Consider the following 18,222-nt stretch of genomic DNA (forward strand, 5'->3'; position numbering starts at 1 on the left):
ATGTACACCTATCTGGGCTGCGACTCCGTGAGGGTGGTGAACTGACACCCGGCGCGGACCGGACATGACGCAGGGCCCCCACCTCCGGGTGGCGGCCCTGCGGCCGGTCGGCGGTGAGCCGACGGCCCGCCGCCGGACACCATCACCCTGGCCCGGGTCGCCGGCCGGGCCTTGAACGCGTTACAGCGTCGTACGCGAGACACCGAGCAGCTTCGCGATCTTGCCTGTCATGAGCCCCGGACAAGCCTCCTCAGGCTGGGGCGGTGTACCACGCAGGAGGCAGGCTGAGCCCGGACGCCAAGGGCGACCCGCTCGGTGGCACCAGGCCAGCCGGCGCCATCCCGCCCGCGGCGGTGCTGAAGTCGACCGTGCCGCCGCAGAACTCCGCCCCGCTGAAGTCGACTGTGCCGTCGGAGAACTCCGCCGCGCGGAAGTCGACCGTGCCGCCGGAGAACTGTGCTCGGCTGAAGTCGACTGTGCCGTCGGAGAACTCCGCCGCGCGGAAGTGGACCGTGCCGCCGGAGAACTGGGCCACGCGGAAGTGGACCGTGCCGTCGGAGAACTGGGCGCCGGTGAGGTTGACCGTGCCGTCGGAGAACTCCGCCGCGCTGAAGTGGACCGTGCCGCCCGAGAACCGCGCCATGCGGAAGTTGACCGTGCCGCCGGAGAACTGGGCCCCGGTGAAGTTGACCGTGCCACCAGAGAACTCCGCCGCGCGGAAGTTGACCGTGCCACCAGAGAACCGCGCCCCGCTGAAGTCGACCGTGCCGCCGGAGAACTGTGCCCCGCCGAAGTCTCCGCCGTCGAACGTCACTTCCGTGAGGTCGAAGTTGTGGCCCTGCCAGGAGTGCGGGTGCTCGGGGCGAAGACGGAGATGGTCGCGGATGAGGCGGATGACGGTGTGCCGGACTTCCCGCAGGGCCAGGTAGGTGTGCCGGGCCTCGGTGTCCCCGGCCGGGAGGTCGGTCTCGGCGGTGTAGGGCAGGCGGAGGTAGGCGCACAGGACGTCGATGCAGGTCTGGCGCAGGGCGCGGGTGGGGGCGTCGTCGGCGAGGCCGGCCAGGGCGTGCACCCCGCCCGGGCGGACCGCGGCGGATTCGTCGCCGAGCTGGGTGACGGCGGTGGTGAAGCGTTCGGTGTGCAGGCGGGTGGCCTCGCGCAGGGCGCCGTCCTCGTCGACGCGCTGGCGCCGGTAGGCGACCACCAGGGCGACCAGGGCGCCGGCTCCGGCGACCACGCCGAAGGACAGCTTGACCAGGTCGAAGAGCGTCTTGGAGTCGATGCGGTGCTCGGGCTTGAGTCCCCGGGCGGAGAGCAGGTCCCAGCCGGTGTAGAACACTGCGGCGGCCACCAGGATGGCCGCGGTGAAGGTGAGGGCGAGGACGGTGCCGACCGGCCACAGGCGCAGGCCGCGCCGCTCGGTTCGGCGCTGGGGCAGATGTGCGGTCACATCCCCTTGAGACACTCCCCGCCTGCCGTCGGTTGCGGCCCCGGCACGCCGTCCTCCGGGCGTACGTGCGCAAGGCCGACCGCTGCACGACCCCGTCAGCCGCGGCGTCGGGCTGTGACCTCATCAGGGCACACCGGCATCCGGTAGAGGGCTACCGGACGTCCGGCACGGCCGCCGGATTTCGGCCCCGATCCGCCGGATCCGGGCCCGCAGCACCGGATTCCGGAAACGTGCCGGACGTGTTCCTGGCGATGAGAGTGCTCCCCATGAACACGAACGACACCCCGCAGGGGGTACCGGGCACCGACCCGGCACAGGCTGCCCAGAACGGCGCGCAGGCAAAGACCGACCCGGCAGACTTCGCGAAGAGCGCCGGGCTGGCCGCGATCCGTGGCGCATGCTCCGGGTTCTTCCGCGCCGTAGGCTCTTGGGTTCGCGAGATCGGGGACAACGGGGGAAATGATGACTGAGCCCAACCCCTTCGAGAACATGAACCGTGCTGGCTTCCGGGCTTACGTGCGGACCCAGTACGAGAAGAACGGCAAGCCCAAGTACCAGGTCATCATCGACCAGGCGCGAGAGCACGACCCGAACGTGAAGCTGACCACCAGCACGATCAGCGACGCGCTCAGGAAGAACGGGTTCCCGAGGCTGCCCACCGCGCAGGCACTGGGGCTGGGCCTCGGCGGCCCGGAGCTGAGCGAGGATTTCGCGAGGGCATGGCACGCGGCGTGGGAGAACCACCGCCGTGAAGCCCACGACGCGTCCATGGAAGCTGCTGAGCGGGCTCAGGCTCAGGAGGAGAGCCGCACACGCTTCGGAACTCATCTGGGCAGTCGACGCTTCCCCAGCGGTTGGCCCTTGTTGGGGGACCGGCGTGTGATCGACGCCCTTTTCATCCTGGTGTTCCTGGCCAGCACGACCTTGGCGATGCTCAGCGCGTTCCACATGATCTGAGCACCCGTGCGGGTGGTCCTGCCGAAGGAAGCGGCAGGACCACCCGGACCCAGACTAGGCCGCACACGGCCAGGGGTTCGCCGATCTCCGGATCGGCGAGCCCCTCGTGGGTTCGACCCGACGATGTCCGAGCCGGGCTCTACTGTGTCCGTCGTGCAGCCCTGACGGGCCGTGAGACGAGGAGGGGAGCCTTGTGGCCACCGACTACGCCGCGCTCTGGCAGGCGCTGAACCCTCGCCAGCAGTACTACCTGAAGCCCGTGTTCGAGGAGGACCAGGCGCGCGAGGCCGCCCGCCGCGAGGCGTCTGCACGGGGTGCATGGGACAGCCGTCCGGCTGCCCAGTGGCGAGCGATCGACGCCTATCACGAGCCGCCCTCAAAGACCTCGGCGGCGTCACAGAACTGCAGGCACGCTGGCACCGTGCCGGACATCACGACCAGGGCACCGGCTCCACCATGAAGATAACCGCCAGCCGCCGAGCCGATGTCGGAGCGGGCCGCCCGCTACGTCCGGAACGTCGACACGTAAGAACTGGAGTGCGATCCATGGACGATGAGGACGACACCCCGTTCTGGCTGTCGCCGTACCCGTTCAGGGAGCCGGACTGGCCACCGGACGACGAGGAACCCGCGTGAACGCCGCCCCCGCTGCCCTCGTGGCAGCGTCGCGTTCACGGCATCTTGCCCCTGCTGTCCGCTACGGTCGTCGCCTACGCCTTGGGGGGTCTCGGTGATCGGTCTCATCCTCAGCCTGTTCCTCTTCATCCTCAGAGGGGCCTGGTTCGTCGGAATGTCGATGATTGACCTGCTCTTCCTGGCATGCAGTGGCGGGAAGACCGACCCCAAGCTGCGGCGCCTCTTCTGACCGAACGCCCCCGCCCTCGCCCCCTGCTCCGGCAGGGGCGAGGGCGGTTCTGTCGTGTGCGGTCAGTGGTTGTACTTGCGGCAGTGATTGCGGACGCTGGCGGGCGCGCCGGCGTACTCGCAGGACTGGCAGATCACCCAGCCTCCTTCGGCGACAGCTGCGTCGAGAACGGACCGCTTGGGCCCGAACCCGTGATGGTCCAGCAGGCGGGCAACGGAGCTGCCGTACCGGATGGCGAGGAGAGCGGCCTCGGCAGTTTTGTCGTGCCCGCGGGCGAAGAACGAGCCGAGCCCGACAGTTTCACCGCATCCACAGAAGCACTGGCCGGTGGGGATGAGACGTTCGGTGGATTCAGTCATGGGAGCAAGGTAGGGATCCTTGGATACCCGCCAAGGTCGTTGACCAAGGTTGGTCGAAGCTTTCGCTCAACATCGCGCGAGACATACGGAGTTGGCCACAACTGGCAGGGAAGCGGGCGCTTCGTCGTGTGTGGCTATCCCACCCAGCGCACGCGCGGACTCCCGGGAAGCTCCACATCGCGAGGCACGGTCCACGTCTCGAAACCCTCGCGGCGACAGGTGAGGACGAGTCGCATCGGCTTGTTCACCCATTCGCCCCGCCATCGCGCGTCTCGGTCATCGCCCGCCTGCCACAGAGGCGGCCTGGTGCGTTCCATGCTGAACGGGCGCCCCTTCCCGACTTCCAGCGAGAACGGCGCGACGGTCTTCCCGTTGACGTCCGCGCCGTCAGCGCCGTGCGTGAATCGGAGCGGCCCCCAGACCTGCGCATCCAACTCCTCTTGCGTCGGAGCGCCCGCGAGCGTCGCCACGCGGGACATGTCGTCGCTCTGCACGATCGCGATACGGATCTCATCCAGGTGGCAGAGAGGGAGCGGCCCGACGAGGCGGACGCTCAACGTGGCACGGTCCCCTTCGGCTCGCTCGATGGACAGCTCGAACTGCGGTAGCAAGTCGGCATGCCAGCGGTCCTGTTCGATGCGGGCCACACTTTCCGCAGTCTTCGCGGATCGGTGTGCTGCAAGCCACGCGCCAGCGGTGGCGACGGCGCTGAGTGCTGCGGTGGAGAAGGTGGCGATGTCGCCCCACGGGATGCTCATGCGCCGGGAGAGTAGCGCTGCTCTCCCGTTGCCGCCCGCGGCTAGCGCAAGTCTCATACCGCCGTGCGTCAAGCGTCGCCGAACGGCGCTGGACCGATGCCGGAGCAACCGGCTTCGCTGGGGCCTCCGGTGGCCATGAACTCGCTCTCCCGTCCGTCAGGCATCCGCAGGATTCCGGGAGCCGCGTCCCAGAGATCCACACCGCAGCCTGTCTCGGTGAGTGCGATGCTCCCAGCCCAGGTGCTGTGCCGGTCAGGGTCGAAGCCTTCCACGGCATTCGGGTCCAGTCGCAGCACTAGAGAGGCGGCGACCGAAGCCTCGTGACCGTCAGGAAAGACCACGGTGGCGGGCCCTACGTAGCGAGGACGTCCGTCGCCGGCATGGAAGGGAGGTCGAGGCATGCGGACATTCTGGCGCCACCGCTCACGGTTGGGGCACGACTCAGCCTGTTCATCAATCGGTCGGTTGCTGAACAGCCTGGATCAGGCGCCCGGAAACCATCCGGCGGATGCCGCCGCGCCGCCGCGTCCTCAGTGACCGCGACGTGGCCCTCGTCGAGTGGGACACCCTCGCGGCCGCCGCGCGTACCAACTTGCTCAGCGAGCCGGTCAACTACGACACCCTCGCTCTCCCCGGTGGCGCGGTCCTCCACATCCTCGGCCACCCCGAGTCGGTGTTCGTGGCCAGCAAGGTGCTCGTCTTCGACGAGACGTTGCGGGCCGCCGGCGGCCCCGAGATACCGGACGAGGGTGTGCTGCTCGTCGTCCCGAACCGGCACAACCTCGCCTCCTACCCCTCACCGACCGGCACGTGGCCGAGGCCGTCAACGCCTTGGCACAGTTCGGGGAGGGCGCCTACGAGGACGGCCCCGTACGCCTCTCCCACTGCGTCTCCCACCTCAAGTGCGTCCGGATCATCCGCCGAAGCGTCCCGTCCCAGCTCGGAGCCAGCACGGCCAAGCTCACCCCCCGCTCCCTCACCGAGGCCCGGCAGGAGGCGCGCAGCCGCTTGCTCCCAGCCCGCCGGAGCCGCAACTGCCCTCGGATGACCAAGAAGCCCAACCGATGGCCTGTGCTGCGGAACCGCGCCAAGCGGGGAGTGGTCGAGCCGGGCCGTTGGGTCCTCAACCAGACCAAGAAGGCCAAGACCAACCGGCGGGCGGGGAGACCGGTGCCCAAGCCATCCTCGGCCTCGCCCGAACGTCAGCGGAGTCCAGTGGTCACCGGGCCACGCTACGTCGTTCAGTTCTCCCGCGACCAGGGCGCAGTCACAGTTCAGGCAGCCACTTGTCGAACACCCAGCCTGGATACGAGGTGCCGAGGTATGGCAGGTGAGCGTCCCAGTCCCAAGTGACAACGCCTGTACCGGTTGCAGCGTGATGCGACTGTCCGAGTCGATGTCGAACTCCCAGGAGAAGCCGGCCAGCGGCAGAACTCTCCGTTCGGTGTCATCCATGGGTGTCCATGCCAGGTAGCTGTGGGCTGTCCAGTCGAGGGGATCCCGCCTGTCCCGGGACGGTGCGTCGAACAAGGTGGGGTTGACACCGAAGAACGCGTACGGCGACGGCGCATCTTCGAAGAGGTAGAACGGATCCATGTCGAAGGCGGCCCCGGAGGAGGAGTTGTCCGTCGAACGCACCATCTGGACCCAGCCGAAGAGGGCCCGATACCCCCTTCCCGGGAAGTCCACCACAGCCGTACAGCTCGGGAAGCCATGGGCTGAGGCGTGCTTGCCGATTGCGGCGGGATCATCCACATGTTCCACCGCCACCGTCAGCGAGCCCTGCGTGCCGTCACGTAAGAAGGGAATGATCACGACCTCAGCCTGCCGCTTGGACATCTCCGCGGCAAGGGCGCGGACGAGAGCCCACGCAGCCGCCAAAGCAACTGCATTGGCCGGCGAAGGCCAATGCAGTTGCCTTACGACCGAGCCACCTGAGCCCCGGAGCTACCGGGGTCGCCTCTCCCCGGCGAACTCCCAGATCCGGGTCCCGGCCGAGGCCGTCAAGGGCGGAGTGATGGCGGCAAGCCTCGTACACCGTCGAGCTTGGCCCGAGCCAGCTTCACGCCGGCGAGCTTGGCGCCTCGCAGGTCTGCGTCGACAAGGGTTGCTTCGGTGAGGTCCACGCCACGCAGGTCCGCGTTCGTCAGGTCTGCCCCAGTGAGGTCCGCCTTCGCCAGGTTGCCGTTTTTGTCGATATACCAGCCGAACTCGTCTGCCAGCGCCTCTTGGTCCACGTTGCTCAGTCGCGCACCGTGCAGGTTCGCATGGGTGAGGGACGCGCCTCTCAGATTCGCTCCAATGAGAGCCGCGTTGCGCAGGTTTGCGTCATCCAGGTATGCACCGGTGAGATCCGCCGTCACGAGGGTCGCCTTTGTGAGATTGACGGCCGAGTCCAGCTGGGCTTCATGAAGTTTCGCGTAATTGAGATCCGCCCTTGTCAGGTTGGCGTGCCAGATCGTTGTGCGCGTCAGGTCCACCCCCTCCATCGAGGCGTCGGACAGGTCCACGTAGTCGAAGCGCGCTGCTGCCAGGTTCGATTGATAGAAGCCGGCATTTCGCAGGTCAACGCCGTCGAACATCGAGCGCCGGAGATCCGCTCCGTTGAAGTCAGCAGCACGGAACGCTGCACTGCGTTTGAGTGTTTCGCCCCGTCCAAACACCTCGGCTCCACGGAGATCCGTGTGCCTGAGGTCCAGGCTGGTTCGCTCGCCATGGTCGGCCGATCGATCGGCCATCACACTCAGAACGGCCTGTACGTCAGCAGCCGGCTTGACCGGGGATTCCAGGCTTTGCCCAATTTCCTCCTGCTGCTCCTTGGCGAAGCCACTGGCCGGCACCGGGGCATGCCGGCGCGCATACGCCGTCAGCACCGTGACGATCGTGGGCTGGTCGCGTGCGGAGTCCAGCATGATGCGCTGCAGGGCGTAAATCCCGCCCAGGCGCACATCCTCGGAGTTCGAGCCAAGATTGTTGATCGCGGCAGTGAAGCGGTTGGTGATCTGGCCCTGCTCAGCGATCCGCAGCTCAGTCCGCGACTGGTCGACCGACATCCACGTGAACAAGAGTGCGACCAGTGCAGTCAAGCCCGGCAAGGCTGCTACCAGCAAGCCCATCCGCTCCGCCCGGCCCATGCCGCCGTCGCCGTGCCGACCAAGGCCACGGCTTCTGCGCCGCCCTTGCCTGTCGGTCCGGCGATGTGCAATCCGCCTCAGGCGTCCGGTGCCAAAGTTGCTCCTCACCCCTCCATGACATCCGACAGGGCCGGGTGCTGTCCGACGCCACGCTGCCGAGGGCAGGGAGCGCGTCAGGTACGACAAGGTGCGCCGCCCTGGCGGGCATGGCCGATGGCGTCGGGCACAGCAGCTGGGAAGCTGCTCACGAGGGCCTCCGTCAGTACTCGGTCGGGTGGGGGCGGTTGTGCACGGCGCGGTCCTCCACGGCCAGGAACGCGGCCGCGGCATCCTCGAAAATGCTGGGGTCAGGGCGACGAGACAGCCTGTGTTCCCTTCAGCGCTGGCCGTCCAGCCCTGCGACTGCTCTTCGCCTTCGAGGTTGGGTTGTGGGCCCAGCGACCGGGCTGGACCGTGCCGCGTCTGGCGCGGGTTCTCAGGACGGCCCAGCGGTTCGGTTTCTTGATCGCACGTGGGCAGTCGCGCTTGCGCCGAACCGAAAGCAGACGGCTGCGTGCCTCCCACCTGGCCTCTGTGAGAGAGCGGGCGAGCTTGGCGGTGGTTGCTCCGAGCTGGCAAGGGATGCTGCGGCGGATGATGCGGACGCACTTCAGGTAGGAGACGCGGTCGGTGTCCACGGCTGGGCCGGCAAGAGCTGCTGCGTGGGCGAACTGGCGGATCGCGTGGTGGACCGCGAGGTAGGCCCACAGTTCCTGTCGGACGCCCTCCGGCGTCCGTGACCTGATCGGCCCGCTGGGTCCAAGGTGGTTCTTGATCTCATCGAAGGCGAGCTCAATCTCCCAGCGTTCCCGGTAGAGCGCGACCAGTTCGGCGGCCGGGTACTGCTCGGGGTCTAGCAGCGTGGTGCCCAGGTAGGCGACCCTGTCGTCCTTTTCGAAGGCGATGACGCGGTAGATCGTGTGCCGCGGCAGAGTCCGGCCTTCCCGTGCGGCTCGAAGCCGGACCTCCTTGCCCGGTCGAGCCATCGACAGGTACGAGCCGTCGAAAAGTTCTTCCTGAGCAGTGCCGAGGTGGTTGGACTGGAGCCTGACCAGAAGATTCGCGCCGGTCACGGTGAACCTGTGCGCGAACTCGACCGACCAGAAACCGCGGTCGGCGATAACCAGGTCGTCGGGGCCGGTGGAGCCGGCCAGCGGATAGGCGAGACTGCGTTCGCCGTCGCGGTAGCCGCCCAGGCGGGCATCGAGAACCCCGTGCGTTCCGATTTCGGCGAGGACCACTGCTCTGACCTGGGGAAACCCGAAGGGAACGCCGCCGGTGGTGGAGGGGCCGTCGAAGGTGTCGCCGTTGCTGGTCGAATCCGGAAGGTCGAACTGGGTGCCGTCCAGGGCGAGTAGTCGCAGCCCGCGCCACCACGCTCCAGGCGTGGCCGGTGTGGCGAGCGGTCCGGCCACCTCCCGGAACACGGTCTCCAGCACGTTCTCACCCAGCCGGGTTCGCGCCCGGCACAACGACGACCGGTTCATCCGTGCGAGGGCCCGGCTGCCAGGGATGCCGTTGGTCAGTACGCGTAGCACCTCCTCGTACGACTCACGGGCGAACAGACACAGGGCCAGGACGAAATACACGACCAGCCGCGCCGACAGAAGACGACGGCGCCGCTCGGCCCGGCCGTGCTTGGCTATCGCCGCGTCCACCAGCTCAGCGGTGAACACCCTCGTCAGGATCCCGATCCGCACCCGCTGGCCCGCGCCCCACCCCGTCACACGCGGGGCAACGATCTCCGCAGCTCAAAAGCAACTGCATTGGCTGGCGAAGGCCCCCGGCAGCCACCGCCCTCAGCCCACGACTTTCCAATTGGGCCGAGGTAGGGCTTTGGAGGGGATACGCGCGGTAGCCGCACCTGTGGTCGGGCGTTGCCGGCGGCCGCCGCCGTATGTGTGCCCTCACTACTTCTCCGTCTGACCCTCCGATGATTCGGCGCCGCGCCCTTTGCCCGGCAGGGAGGGCAGGCGCGTGAGCCAGTGTTGCGTGCGGAAGGCCGTGGCGATTCCGGGCAGCTTCGTCAAGTGGGCGGGCCCGTGCTTGGCGGCGATCTTCCAGCAGAAGACGAGCCAGGCGCCCCATGCGATCAGCGCGAATCCCGAGGAGACGACGACGGCGAGCAAGAACGTTAGGGGAAGAGGCATATGGAGGCCTCCAAGGTCTGGCGCCGGTTCGGCGCAAGGCTGGTAGGCCTCCCCCTCTGTCCTGGTCACCTGTACGTGTCCTCGGACCTTCCGGTCCGGGTTTCGCCTTCGGCGAGGCGTGTTTGAGCACGCCTGCTCTCCAGAGCGGCCTCGGCTCGCGATCCTTTTTGCCTTTAGAGATTCCGGGGAGGATTTGCTCCTTCGGCGCCTACCTCGGTGGGTAGAACTCTCCCGCGAGAGTCGACAGCCGCTTCGAGGCTACAGGGCGCTCTCGACGAAGGCGCCACTTCAGCAAGCTGTGACCGTACGCCGGGGCGACTCGTTGAGCGTCGGCCTGCGGTCGGTGACGGCCCCGGAATCCCAGCTCGGACACCAGGGGACAACTAACTGCCCAGTAGCTGGGGCGAGTCGGACATGCCGTCAGGACCGCCGGACATCCGTCGGCATCGATCGCCGCGCGGACGGCGTTGCGCTTCTCCGGGATGACGAGCATCTGCACCACGTCGTGACGCCGGTCGGGATTGAACATCCGCTCGGCGCCCAGAGCGGCGGCCATCTTCGCGGCCGCGCTCTGGGCGCCCTGCCTGCTGTGCGGTATCTCCACCGCCAGAGGATCGACGGCGGCCGCCGCGGAGTCGTCTGATGTCCGGCCCCGGTTGGCCAGGGCTATCCCGGCTATCAGCAGCACGACGACCGCCACCGTGGTGAGGAGACGGCGGTGCGGGCCGAGGGGCCTCGATCCGGCTGCGGCCGTCGTCCCGCCGGTCTGCCAGCGGCTGCTCGTCTTGGCCCGGGGATCCCCGGGCCCCTGGGGTCGTTTCCGCAGGTCGATGTCCGGCGGTCCTGACGGCATGTCCGACTCGCCCCAGCTACTGGGCAGTTAGTTGTCCCCTGGTGTCCGAGCTGGGATTCCGGGGCCGAGTACGTGCGCAAGGCGGTGCGCTGGCACAACCCGGTCAGCCGCGGCATCGGCCTGTAACCCGGCCTGGGGCAACATCGGTACACCCTTGCCCCCGCTGGTGATCCCGTACGGCCGGATCGCGGTCTGATGCGTTGTCAGTGGCCCCCGCCACACCGGCCTTCTGGCCGATGAAGCAGGGGGGCCGATGGCGTTCCGGGCCGTGCACGCGCAGTGGGGGACCGTCTTCGCGCATTTACCTGATCTCGGCTGCGGGCGCTCGTGGGGCCAGGTGTGGCGGGTGAGGCCGCCCGCGCCGCTGACCTGTGACGAGTGCCAACACCCGATGCACGCCAAGCGGTCCCCCAGCGGCCTGCGGTTTTTCGCCCACGCCCCGGGGGCCCCTGAATGCGCCCTCGCCGGGGAGACACTGGCGCACCACCTGCTGAAGCTGGAGCTGGCAGCCGCCGCCCGGGACGCCGGCGCGCACGCCGAGTTGGAGGTCCGCGGCCCGGAGGGCGCATGGCGGGCTGATGTGCTGGCGAGCGATCCGGCCGGATCGTGGCGGATGGCCCTGGAGGCCCAGCTCTCGCCCATCACGCCGGACGACATCGCCGCCCGCGCGGAGCGGATGCAGGCGGACGGTGTGCCCTCGGTGTGGTTCAGCGACCGGTACCGGCCGCCGTGGCTCGGGCGGGTGCCCTCGGTGCGGGTGAAGGACGTCGACGGCGGCGGCGTGGTCGTGGTGGAGGGCCTGGCGAAGTTCTCCGTCGAGCAGTGGGAGGCGGGCCCGCAGGTGCCGCTTGCGGAGTTCCTGCGGTGGGTGTTCGCCAGCCGGGTGGTGTCGCACCGACGACGGGCTCCCGTACGCAGTCCCCTGCCAGCTCGGCGAACGGTGTGGACAGCCCCTCAGTACGCCCAGCAGGAGGCTGCCTACCTGGAAGCGGAGGAACGGCGGAAACGCCTGGAACAGGAGGAGAAGCGCAGCCTCCAGGAGGAGCGGGTCCGGTGGGAGCAGTATCAAGAGCGCCTGCGACGAGAGGACCGGGAGCGGGCCAGAGCACGCGGTGATCACCAGGGAGCCATTCACGCCCTGCTCGAACGGCAGGCTGCCCTGGAGAAACCGGCCTTCGAGTTCGTGCTTCGGGAGACCGGCGTCCATCCGTTCGTAGAGGATGGCGGCGCCGCTGAGTTCGCCATGGGCGTGCCGATGTACGTCGGGCTCACCCCGTACGGCGTCATCTGCCCCGTGGCCAGTCGGGTCGCCGCCGCCCGAGACCGCCTCGCGGCACTGGTGGTGTTCGTCGCCTCCGAAGGAGAACGGCGGCGCATCGCCGCCCAGGCCCGGCCCGGACAGCGCATCGAGGTCTTGGACGGCGGCCTGACCGCCGTGCAGTCCCCACGGCCCCCGGCAGGGCAAGATACCCTCCCGCTCCCGGACGCGATCGAGGGCACATCCGTTTCCCCGGCAGCAGCGCCCGGTTGAGGCACATCGGAACGGTGCGGCGCCCCCCGTCGACGAGGTGTCCAATGAGCACCACCACCGAGGACGTCGCGGCCGCGGAGATGCTGGTCTGCGACGCATGCGGGGCGAGTCGGCGGGCGCCGGCCCAAGCTCACGGCCGACCAGTGGGACGAGGAATGGCGGTGGCTCGGCGTCCTGGGGCTTTTTCCTGCCCTGTCTGCCCGCCGGTCGTGGTCCCGAAGCCTGCCCCTGGGCTGGGCAGTGGGCGGCGCGCGTCATAGAGCTGTTGGGCGAGTTCGGCCTTTTGCCGACACTCGGAAGATGCTGCCCGTGGCGCAAGCCAGGGAACGTCGATACATCGGAACGAAAGGCCGGCGCTGAGCCTCCGTTGCCCCTGGAGGGCAGCTGACAGGGCGTCGGGTGCGCTTTCGCGGGAAGCGCGTGCGCTCCCTGCGAACGTCCGGACGTGTCCGGATCGAGCAGGAGTCGAGAAGCGCAGCTCACGGAGTCGCGTCTAGCCTGCTCGCCATGGACATCACCATTCACACGACCGCTCTGCCGCACGACGACCCGGACGCGTCGCTCGCCTTCTACCGCGACGTCCTCGGCTTCGAGGTCCGCAGCGATGTCGGGCAAGGCAGGATGCGCTGGATCACGGTCGGCCCGGCCGGTCAGCCCGGCACGTCGATCCTTCTGGCCCCACCTGCCGCCGATCCCGGCATCACGGAGGATGAGCGCCGCACCATCACCGAGATGATGGCCAAGGGCACCTACGGCTGGATCCTGCTGGCCACCCCGGACCTCGACGCCACGTTCGAGAAGGTACAGGCCGGTGACACCGAGGTCGTCCAGGAGCCGACCGAGCAGCCGTACGGCATCCGCGACTGCGCCTTCCGCGACCCCGCGGGCAACCTCGTCCGCATCCAGGAGCTGCGCTGAGCCCTGCGGGTATCGGTGCGGCTATGCGGGCCGACATCGCGACCGCCCATAAGGAGCACGGCGGCGCACCAGAGCGGACGTGCCTGCCCTGCCTGCCGCTCGCCAGGGCCGCGTCCGGAGCCTCGTTGAACCGGCCATGAGCCCGGACTCCGTCCCGCCGCTGTCCGGCAGTTGTTCGCCCGGCAGGTCGAGTCCGACGGGCCGGTCCACGCCACCGAGCGTCTGGGGTGCCCGCCGAGGCCGGCACCCCAGACGCTCGAAGACGTCGATGGCATTGGAAGATGAACGACAAAGGGGAGGGTTTTCATGTGTAAGCCTGAATGGCGGCGTGCACGCGTCCAGGCGCAGCGCCTGGACGATCTCGCGCGGCTGCGCCGCGTCCGCGACCGGATCGACAGGGAGTACGCGCAGCCGCTGAACGTGGAGGCGCTCGCTCGCGATGTGCACATGTCCGCGGGGCACCTGAGTCGGCAGTTCCGGGCCGCCTACGGTGAGTCGCCGTACGCGTATCTGATGACGCGTCGCATTGAGCGGGCGACGGCGATGCTGCGGCGGGGCGATCTCAGCGTCACCGAGGTCTGCTTCGCGGTCGGCTGCGCGTCGCTGGGCACGTTCACCACCCGCTTCACCGAGCTGGTCGGCATGCCTCCCGGGGCCTTCCGGCGCCAGGCGGCAGATGCTGCGTCCGACCCTGCCGATGCCGCGGATACGGCCCGTGACGTGGGCTCGGCGATCACGGTGGAGGGGATGCCCGCGTGCGTGGCCAAGCAAGTGGCGAGACCGGTCAGGAATCGAGAAGCCCCGGCCACCGCCCAGCCCCTAGCGTGATGGACATGGCAACCACCACTTCTACCGCAGCCCACACGTCCCTCGCGTCCGTCACCCTTGAGGTGGCCGACCCCGAGGCCGCCCGCCGCTTCTACGGCGCCTTCGGCGTGGACACGTACATACGCCTGCGGGCGTCCGAGGCGCACTCGACTGGATTTCGCGGCTTCACCCTGGCGCTCACGGTGTCCGGACCGGCCACCGTCGACGGCTTCGTCGCCGCCGCCGTGGACGCCGGTGCCGCGGTGCTGAAGCCCGCCACGAAGTCGCTGTGGGGCTACGGCGGCGTCGTCCAGGCCCCGGACGGGACGATCTGGAAGATCGCGACCTCGGCGAAGAAGGACACCGGCCCCGCCACCCGCGAGATCGACGAGGTCGTCCTGCTGCTCGGTGTCGAGGACGTGAAGGCCACCAAGCAGTTCTACGTAGGCCGGGGCCTGACCGTGGCCAAGAGCTTCGGCGGCAAGTACACCGAGTTCGCCCCCGGTCAGTCCAGCCCCGTCAAGCTGGCGCTGTACAAGCGCCGTGCCCTGGCCAAGGACCTCAGCGTCCCCGCCGACGGCACAGGCTCGCACCACATCGTCCTCGGCAGCACCGCCGACACCTTCACCGACCCGGACGGCTTCACCTGGGAGGCCGCCGCGTAGCTCGCCCTACGCCGTCCTGACTCCCGACCCCACACTCCCGCACCGCCCATCCCACCTTGTACGAGAGGGAAACCCGCCATGCCGTCCACGAAGTCGCCCGCCGAGAACTCCGGCACGACCGCCGAGAAGTACGACGGATTCACCGCCGAGGAGCGGGCCGCGATGAAGGAGCACGCACGCGATCAGAAGAAGACGGCGGCGCGGCGTGGTTCGTCCCGGGCGGAGAAGGAGGCGGCAGCGGAGCAGGACGTGCTCGCGAAGATCGCCGAGATGCCGGAAGCGGACCGGGTCCTCGCCGAGCGGATCCACGAGATCGTCAAGACCGCCGCTCCCGACCTCGCGCCCCAGCTCTGGTACGGGATGCCCGCGTACGCCAGGGACGGCAAGGTCGTCTGCCACTTCCAGAGCGCGGAGAAGTTCAAGTCGCGGTACGCCACGCTCGGCTTCAGCGACCAGGCGGCACTCGACGAGGGCGCGATGTGGCCGACCGTCTACGCCCTGAAGGAGCTGACCGCGGCCGACGAACAGCTCATCAGCGCCCTCGTGAAGAAGGCAGTGGGCTGAGGCCGACCGGGGGCGGGACCGGCGGCGAAAGTGACCGAGCCGCGGAAGACGTTCATGCGCCTAGACGCGGTGCGTCGCCACGGCCGACGTCAGTTCTGGCCCTCCACCGACGCGTTCAGCTCGGCAGTGCCGAAACCGCCTCGGGGACCATCGAGCTCCTGGCCGGACGGATACGGGACTGGGCGGGGGAAGTCGCTGGCGGCCGTGACCGTGACGAGCTGCTGGCGAGCCAGCTGCGGTTCGCGCTTCGGGACCAGAGTGACGCGGAGCAGACGTTTAGAGAGTTCGCGGAGGCGTGTCGCCAGGTGCTTCGTCCGACGGAAGCGGATCGGTGGCGGCCTCGCGGCTTTCTACGGTGCCGCTGACCCGTAGGTTCTGAGAACCGGGCGGTGGGAGTGACCCCCATGGACAGCGGGCAGGAGGCGCTACTCCGTCGGGTCTTCCTTGGCGTGCCGTACCGCCCTCTTCACCGACTGCTCCAGCTCGTATCGGTTGACCTCGGCCTTGTCGGCATGAGCGGTGATCGCTGCCTGGAGCGCTTCTGCGGCTTCGCGCCAGCGGCCCCACTGTGCGTCGTAGTCCTCACCGGAGAGGCCAGCCAGACGTACACGTTCGGTCTCGGCAGCGCGCTCCAGCTCGATCAGGCTTTCGGGAATGTCGCTCACGTGCACGGATCCTAAGCGGAGGATCCCGGATGCACCGTCGATGGCCACGCCGGGATCCCACGAGAAGCGGGTGAAACTGGCAGAGCCCCAGGGCGGTCATGGGCGCTGCCTCTTCCCAACTCACGTAGTGGGGCCGCTGGCGGGCGCCTGCCCGGTCACGTCGGTGACCGGCACGTTGTACGTGAGCGTCCACGGCCGGTGTCCCTCGCGCCTGCAGCGCACCCACAGCCGCACCGGTGCACCGGCGTACTGCTCGCGCCAGGCCGCCCGGTCGGTCCAGGCAGGAGGCATGGAGTCCTGCAGTGCCCGCTTGAGCCACTCGCCGAGCTCCAGCGGGACAGCGGGGGTCGAACGCCCGTCGGTGGTCGCATTGTCGATGCCGGGCACGAAGCGGTACGGCCCCCAGATGGTCTCCGCGAGCTGCTGTTCGTCGGGTTCGCCGGCGAGGCCCACGCCGTGGGTGTAGCCGTCGTCGCGGATCTCAATCTCGACCGCGTCCAGCCGCTCCAGTGCGGCCGGGCCCTCGAACGTCAGCATCAGGGATGCCTGGTTGCTGCCCGGTCCGAACCGTGTGATCGTCACGTCGAACTGCGGGGTCATCTCGTGGTGCCAGCGGCCCCGCTCGACGTGCGCCACCGATTCGGCGGTCGCGTTCGCCTGGGCAGCGGCCTGGTTGGCGTAGTAGGCGGCCTTGTTCGCGGTGCGGGCGATCCACAGTGCGATCACGGCGGTGACCACGCTGAGACCCGCCGAGACCGCACTGAGCTTGTCGGCCCAGGACACATCTGCCATAGCCGGGCACGCTACCCCGGACCCGGTCGGCACGTGCGGGTGATCGTCGCGGAGGGGGCGTGACCTGCCTCCCGATGCCGGGAGTTGGGCGGGCATGAGACAGCGATGGATGACGGCGGCCGCCGCAGCGGCGGCGACTCTCGCGACGCTGGTGGCGCCCGCCGTCCCCGCCGTGCTGGGGGCGGGCAGGCCCTGTGCCACCTACTGGACGGCCGTGCAGCGCGTCGCGGTCCGGCGTCCGGGGCCGCACGACGGGCCGGTGGCCACCCTGCGCTCCCCGGTCCACCACTACCTGAGCCGGGGGGAGATGGTGCGGTCCTGCCTGGTGGCGGTCGCGCGCACCGAGAGCGGGCCCGCGTACCGGGCCTGCGGAGGCGAGGGCCACGTGTGGCGGATCGTCCCCAGGGGGCAGGTCCCCAGGCCTGCCTGCGGCGCACCGGAGGTCGGCACTGATGCGGTGACCGCGTCGGCCCGAGCAGGGCACATGCCTTCTCAGACCACCGCGAAGTGCGGAACGTCGGTGGGCGTGAGGTCGGGGCGAGACCGGTGCCATCGGGCGGGATGCCGCCAACGTCCGGCACTGTCGCGGGCGACGTCGACGCCGACCTCCACGACGAGCTCCGGCCGAACAAGGGTGACGCGGAGGGTCTCGCGGGAGCCCCACCCGGCGGAGAATGTCCAGCCCGTCCAGGGGTGACTGGCCCGGGCCGGGGTGAGCAGCGGTGCGAGGGCCTGGCCGGCGGCTTGCGGGAGCGTGGTGCTGCGCCCGATGTAGCGCAGGCGCCCATCGGTGCCGTATCGACCTAGCAGCAGTGTGCGGGGCGCCGCCGGAGAGCCGGTGAGCGCACCGACGAGGCTTCCTCGGTCTCGCGGACTTTGTGCTTGCGCCAACCGCGGACGGATGGCTCGTAGGCGCCCTCCAGCCTTTTGTAGACCACACCTTCGAGACCGACCGCCGTCCAGCTAGTCAGCCACTCGCGCACGGTGGCCGGGTCGGTGGTCGACGGGCACAGCGCCCATGGCGCGGTGAGCCGGTGGTCGGCGAAGAGGGCTTCCAGGGCTGCCCTGCGGCGCCGGTAGGTCCACCTGGTGGTGTCCATGCCCGCGATCCGAAGCAGGTCGAAGGCGACGAAGTGCACCGGCCATTGCTCGGCCAGCCGGATCGCGCCCTCGCCGCGGCGCTGCAACCGGCCCTGCAACCGCTCGAACGCAAGGCGGCCCGCGGCATCCCATACGACCAGCTCCCCGTCGAGGGCCGTCGCATCGGGGAGCTGCGCGGCGCCGGAGCGCAGCTCAGGGAAGAAGGGTTCGAGTTCGGTGCCCTTGCGGGAGCGCAGCACCAGGCGGTGAGCGTCCCACGACAGGAGTGCCCGCCAGCCGTCCCACTTCGGCTCCGTCGCCCAATTCTGGGGCAGGACCGGGTCGAGTACGGGGGCGGCGAGCATGGGCTCCGGCAGCGTCCAGGTCATGGGCCATGCCTTCCACGGAAGCCGCCGCGCGGCTGCACAAAGTGGGGCAGGGTGGGCTGTGCCCTGAAGAGTGCGTCACGGATAGTATCGCGCCCCGCCACCGGTTCCGGGAGGCGAGCATTGTGGGCTTGACCAGGGCTTTTGAAGGCTCTTGACTGTGAGTGGTCTAAACCACATGATGGAGATCGAGTAGCACGCGACGGACGTGCCCGGGGCGCCCCACCCCGGACCCCCGCAGTCCGGCAT

The 18,222-nt window shown here is 69.1% G+C and carries 21 protein-coding genes and 1 riboswitch; of the genes, 9 read left to right on the plus strand and 12 right to left on the minus strand.

The window, feature by feature from the left end; all coding sequences use genetic code 11:
• Window positions 1-250 precede the first annotated feature (250 nt).
• Window positions 251-1,450 carry a pentapeptide repeat-containing protein gene (locus tag IPZ69_RS42630; RefSeq protein ID WP_235460264.1) on the minus strand — a complete coding sequence of 400 codons (1,200 nt, stop codon included), beginning with the start codon at window positions 1,448-1,450 and terminating at the stop codon, window positions 251-253.
• Window positions 1,451-1,716: 266 nt separating this feature from the next.
• Here IPZ69_RS42630 and IPZ69_RS42635 point away from each other — a divergent pair, with 266 nt between their 5' ends.
• The 4 genes from IPZ69_RS42635 (at window position 1,717) to IPZ69_RS47260 (ending at window position 3,272) form a co-directional block, all read left to right on the plus strand.
• Window positions 1,717-1,920 (plus strand): hypothetical protein, encoded by a 204-nt coding sequence (locus IPZ69_RS42635; RefSeq protein WP_235460265.1) that lies wholly within the window; start codon window positions 1,717-1,719, stop codon window positions 1,918-1,920.
• Window positions 1,913-2,407, plus strand: coding sequence for a hypothetical protein (locus IPZ69_RS42640; protein WP_235460266.1), 495 nt, complete (start codon window positions 1,913-1,915; stop codon window positions 2,405-2,407). The genes IPZ69_RS42635 and IPZ69_RS42640 overlap by 8 nt, the downstream gene beginning before the upstream one ends.
• Before the next feature lie 193 nt (window positions 2,408-2,600).
• A complete protein-coding gene (locus IPZ69_RS42645) occupies window positions 2,601-2,867 on the plus strand; it encodes a hypothetical protein (protein ID WP_235460267.1) in 267 nt (88 codons plus the stop codon).
• Between the two features lie 270 nt (window positions 2,868-3,137).
• Window positions 3,138-3,272 (plus strand): hypothetical protein, encoded by a 135-nt coding sequence (locus tag IPZ69_RS47260; RefSeq protein WP_268835763.1) that lies wholly within the window; start codon window positions 3,138-3,140, stop codon window positions 3,270-3,272.
• A 62-nt stretch (window positions 3,273-3,334) separates the two neighbouring features.
• Here IPZ69_RS47260 and IPZ69_RS42650 read toward each other — a convergent pair whose 3' ends face one another.
• The 7 genes from IPZ69_RS42650 to IPZ69_RS42680 all read right to left on the minus strand — a co-directional run bounded on the left by IPZ69_RS42650 (window position 3,335) and on the right by IPZ69_RS42680 (window position 10,565).
• Window positions 3,335-3,631 (minus strand): hypothetical protein, encoded by a 297-nt coding sequence (locus IPZ69_RS42650; protein WP_235460268.1) that lies wholly within the window; start codon window positions 3,629-3,631, stop codon window positions 3,335-3,337.
• Window positions 3,632-3,765: 134 nt separating this feature from the next.
• Entirely contained in the window at window positions 3,766-4,389 is a 624-nt protein-coding gene (locus IPZ69_RS42655; protein WP_235460269.1) for a hypothetical protein, read from the minus strand.
• A gap of 789 nt (window positions 4,390-5,178) precedes the next feature.
• Window positions 5,179-6,204 (minus strand): hypothetical protein, encoded by a 1,026-nt coding sequence (locus IPZ69_RS42660; protein WP_235460270.1) that lies wholly within the window; start codon window positions 6,202-6,204, stop codon window positions 5,179-5,181.
• A gap of 188 nt (window positions 6,205-6,392) precedes the next feature.
• Window positions 6,393-7,475 (minus strand): pentapeptide repeat-containing protein, encoded by a 1,083-nt coding sequence (locus IPZ69_RS42665; protein WP_235460271.1) that lies wholly within the window; start codon window positions 7,473-7,475, stop codon window positions 6,393-6,395.
• 395 nt (window positions 7,476-7,870) lie between these two features.
• Window positions 7,871-9,289: an IS4 family transposase gene (locus tag IPZ69_RS42670; protein ID WP_308407603.1), complete on the minus strand. Its 1,419-nt coding sequence runs from the start codon at window positions 9,287-9,289 to the stop codon at window positions 7,871-7,873.
• A gap of 183 nt (window positions 9,290-9,472) precedes the next feature.
• Window positions 9,473-9,712: a hypothetical protein gene (locus tag IPZ69_RS42675; protein ID WP_235460272.1), complete on the minus strand. Its 240-nt coding sequence runs from the start codon at window positions 9,710-9,712 to the stop codon at window positions 9,473-9,475.
• 148 nt (window positions 9,713-9,860) lie between these two features.
• A riboswitch (glycine riboswitch) is annotated at window positions 9,861-9,956 on the minus strand.
• Window positions 9,921-10,565, minus strand: coding sequence for a hypothetical protein (locus tag IPZ69_RS42680; protein ID WP_235460273.1), 645 nt, complete (start codon window positions 10,563-10,565; stop codon window positions 9,921-9,923). (Overlaps the previous riboswitch by 36 nt.)
• A gap of 253 nt (window positions 10,566-10,818) precedes the next feature.
• Here IPZ69_RS42680 and IPZ69_RS42685 point away from each other — a divergent pair, with 253 nt between their 5' ends.
• The 5 genes from IPZ69_RS42685 to IPZ69_RS42705 all read left to right on the plus strand — a co-directional run bounded on the left by IPZ69_RS42685 (window position 10,819) and on the right by IPZ69_RS42705 (window position 15,050).
• Window positions 10,819-12,096, plus strand: a complete 1,278-nt coding sequence (locus tag IPZ69_RS42685; protein WP_235460274.1) for a competence protein CoiA family protein — start codon at window positions 10,819-10,821, stop codon at window positions 12,094-12,096.
• 507 nt (window positions 12,097-12,603) lie between these two features.
• On the plus strand, window positions 12,604-13,014 hold the full coding sequence (locus tag IPZ69_RS42690; protein WP_235460275.1) for a VOC family protein: 411 nt from the start codon (window positions 12,604-12,606) through the stop codon (window positions 13,012-13,014).
• Window positions 13,015-13,320: 306 nt separating this feature from the next.
• On the plus strand, window positions 13,321-13,842 hold the full coding sequence (locus tag IPZ69_RS42695; RefSeq protein WP_235460276.1) for a helix-turn-helix transcriptional regulator: 522 nt from the start codon (window positions 13,321-13,323) through the stop codon (window positions 13,840-13,842).
• Window positions 13,842-14,486: a glyoxalase gene (locus tag IPZ69_RS42700; protein ID WP_235460277.1), complete on the plus strand. Its 645-nt coding sequence runs from the start codon at window positions 13,842-13,844 to the stop codon at window positions 14,484-14,486. The genes IPZ69_RS42695 and IPZ69_RS42700 overlap by 1 nt, the downstream gene beginning before the upstream one ends.
• A gap of 78 nt (window positions 14,487-14,564) precedes the next feature.
• On the plus strand, window positions 14,565-15,050 hold the full coding sequence (locus IPZ69_RS42705; RefSeq protein ID WP_235460278.1) for an iron chaperone: 486 nt from the start codon (window positions 14,565-14,567) through the stop codon (window positions 15,048-15,050).
• Window positions 15,051-15,475: 425 nt separating this feature from the next.
• Here IPZ69_RS42705 and IPZ69_RS42710 read toward each other — a convergent pair whose 3' ends face one another.
• The 4 genes from IPZ69_RS42710 to IPZ69_RS42725 form a co-directional block, all read right to left on the minus strand.
• Window positions 15,476-15,715, minus strand: coding sequence for a hypothetical protein (locus IPZ69_RS42710; RefSeq protein WP_235460279.1), 240 nt, complete (start codon window positions 15,713-15,715; stop codon window positions 15,476-15,478).
• 120 nt (window positions 15,716-15,835) lie between these two features.
• Window positions 15,836-16,507, minus strand: a complete 672-nt coding sequence (locus IPZ69_RS42715) for a hypothetical protein (RefSeq protein ID WP_235460280.1) — start codon at window positions 16,505-16,507, stop codon at window positions 15,836-15,838.
• Between the two features lie 492 nt (window positions 16,508-16,999).
• Entirely contained in the window at window positions 17,000-17,398 is a 399-nt protein-coding gene (locus tag IPZ69_RS42720; RefSeq protein WP_235460281.1) for an ATP dependent DNA ligase, read from the minus strand.
• Window positions 17,311-17,976 carry an ATP-dependent DNA ligase gene (locus IPZ69_RS42725; protein ID WP_235460282.1) on the minus strand — a complete coding sequence of 222 codons (666 nt, stop codon included), beginning with the start codon at window positions 17,974-17,976 and terminating at the stop codon, window positions 17,311-17,313. Before IPZ69_RS42725 ends, IPZ69_RS42720 begins: the two co-directional genes overlap by 88 nt.
• Window positions 17,977-18,222: the final 246 nt, after the last annotated feature.

It is taken from the genome of Streptomyces olivochromogenes, from assembly GCF_021538895.1.
In the GTDB taxonomy this organism is placed as follows: Bacteria; Actinomycetota; Actinomycetes; order Streptomycetales; family Streptomycetaceae; genus Streptomyces; species Streptomyces olivochromogenes_A.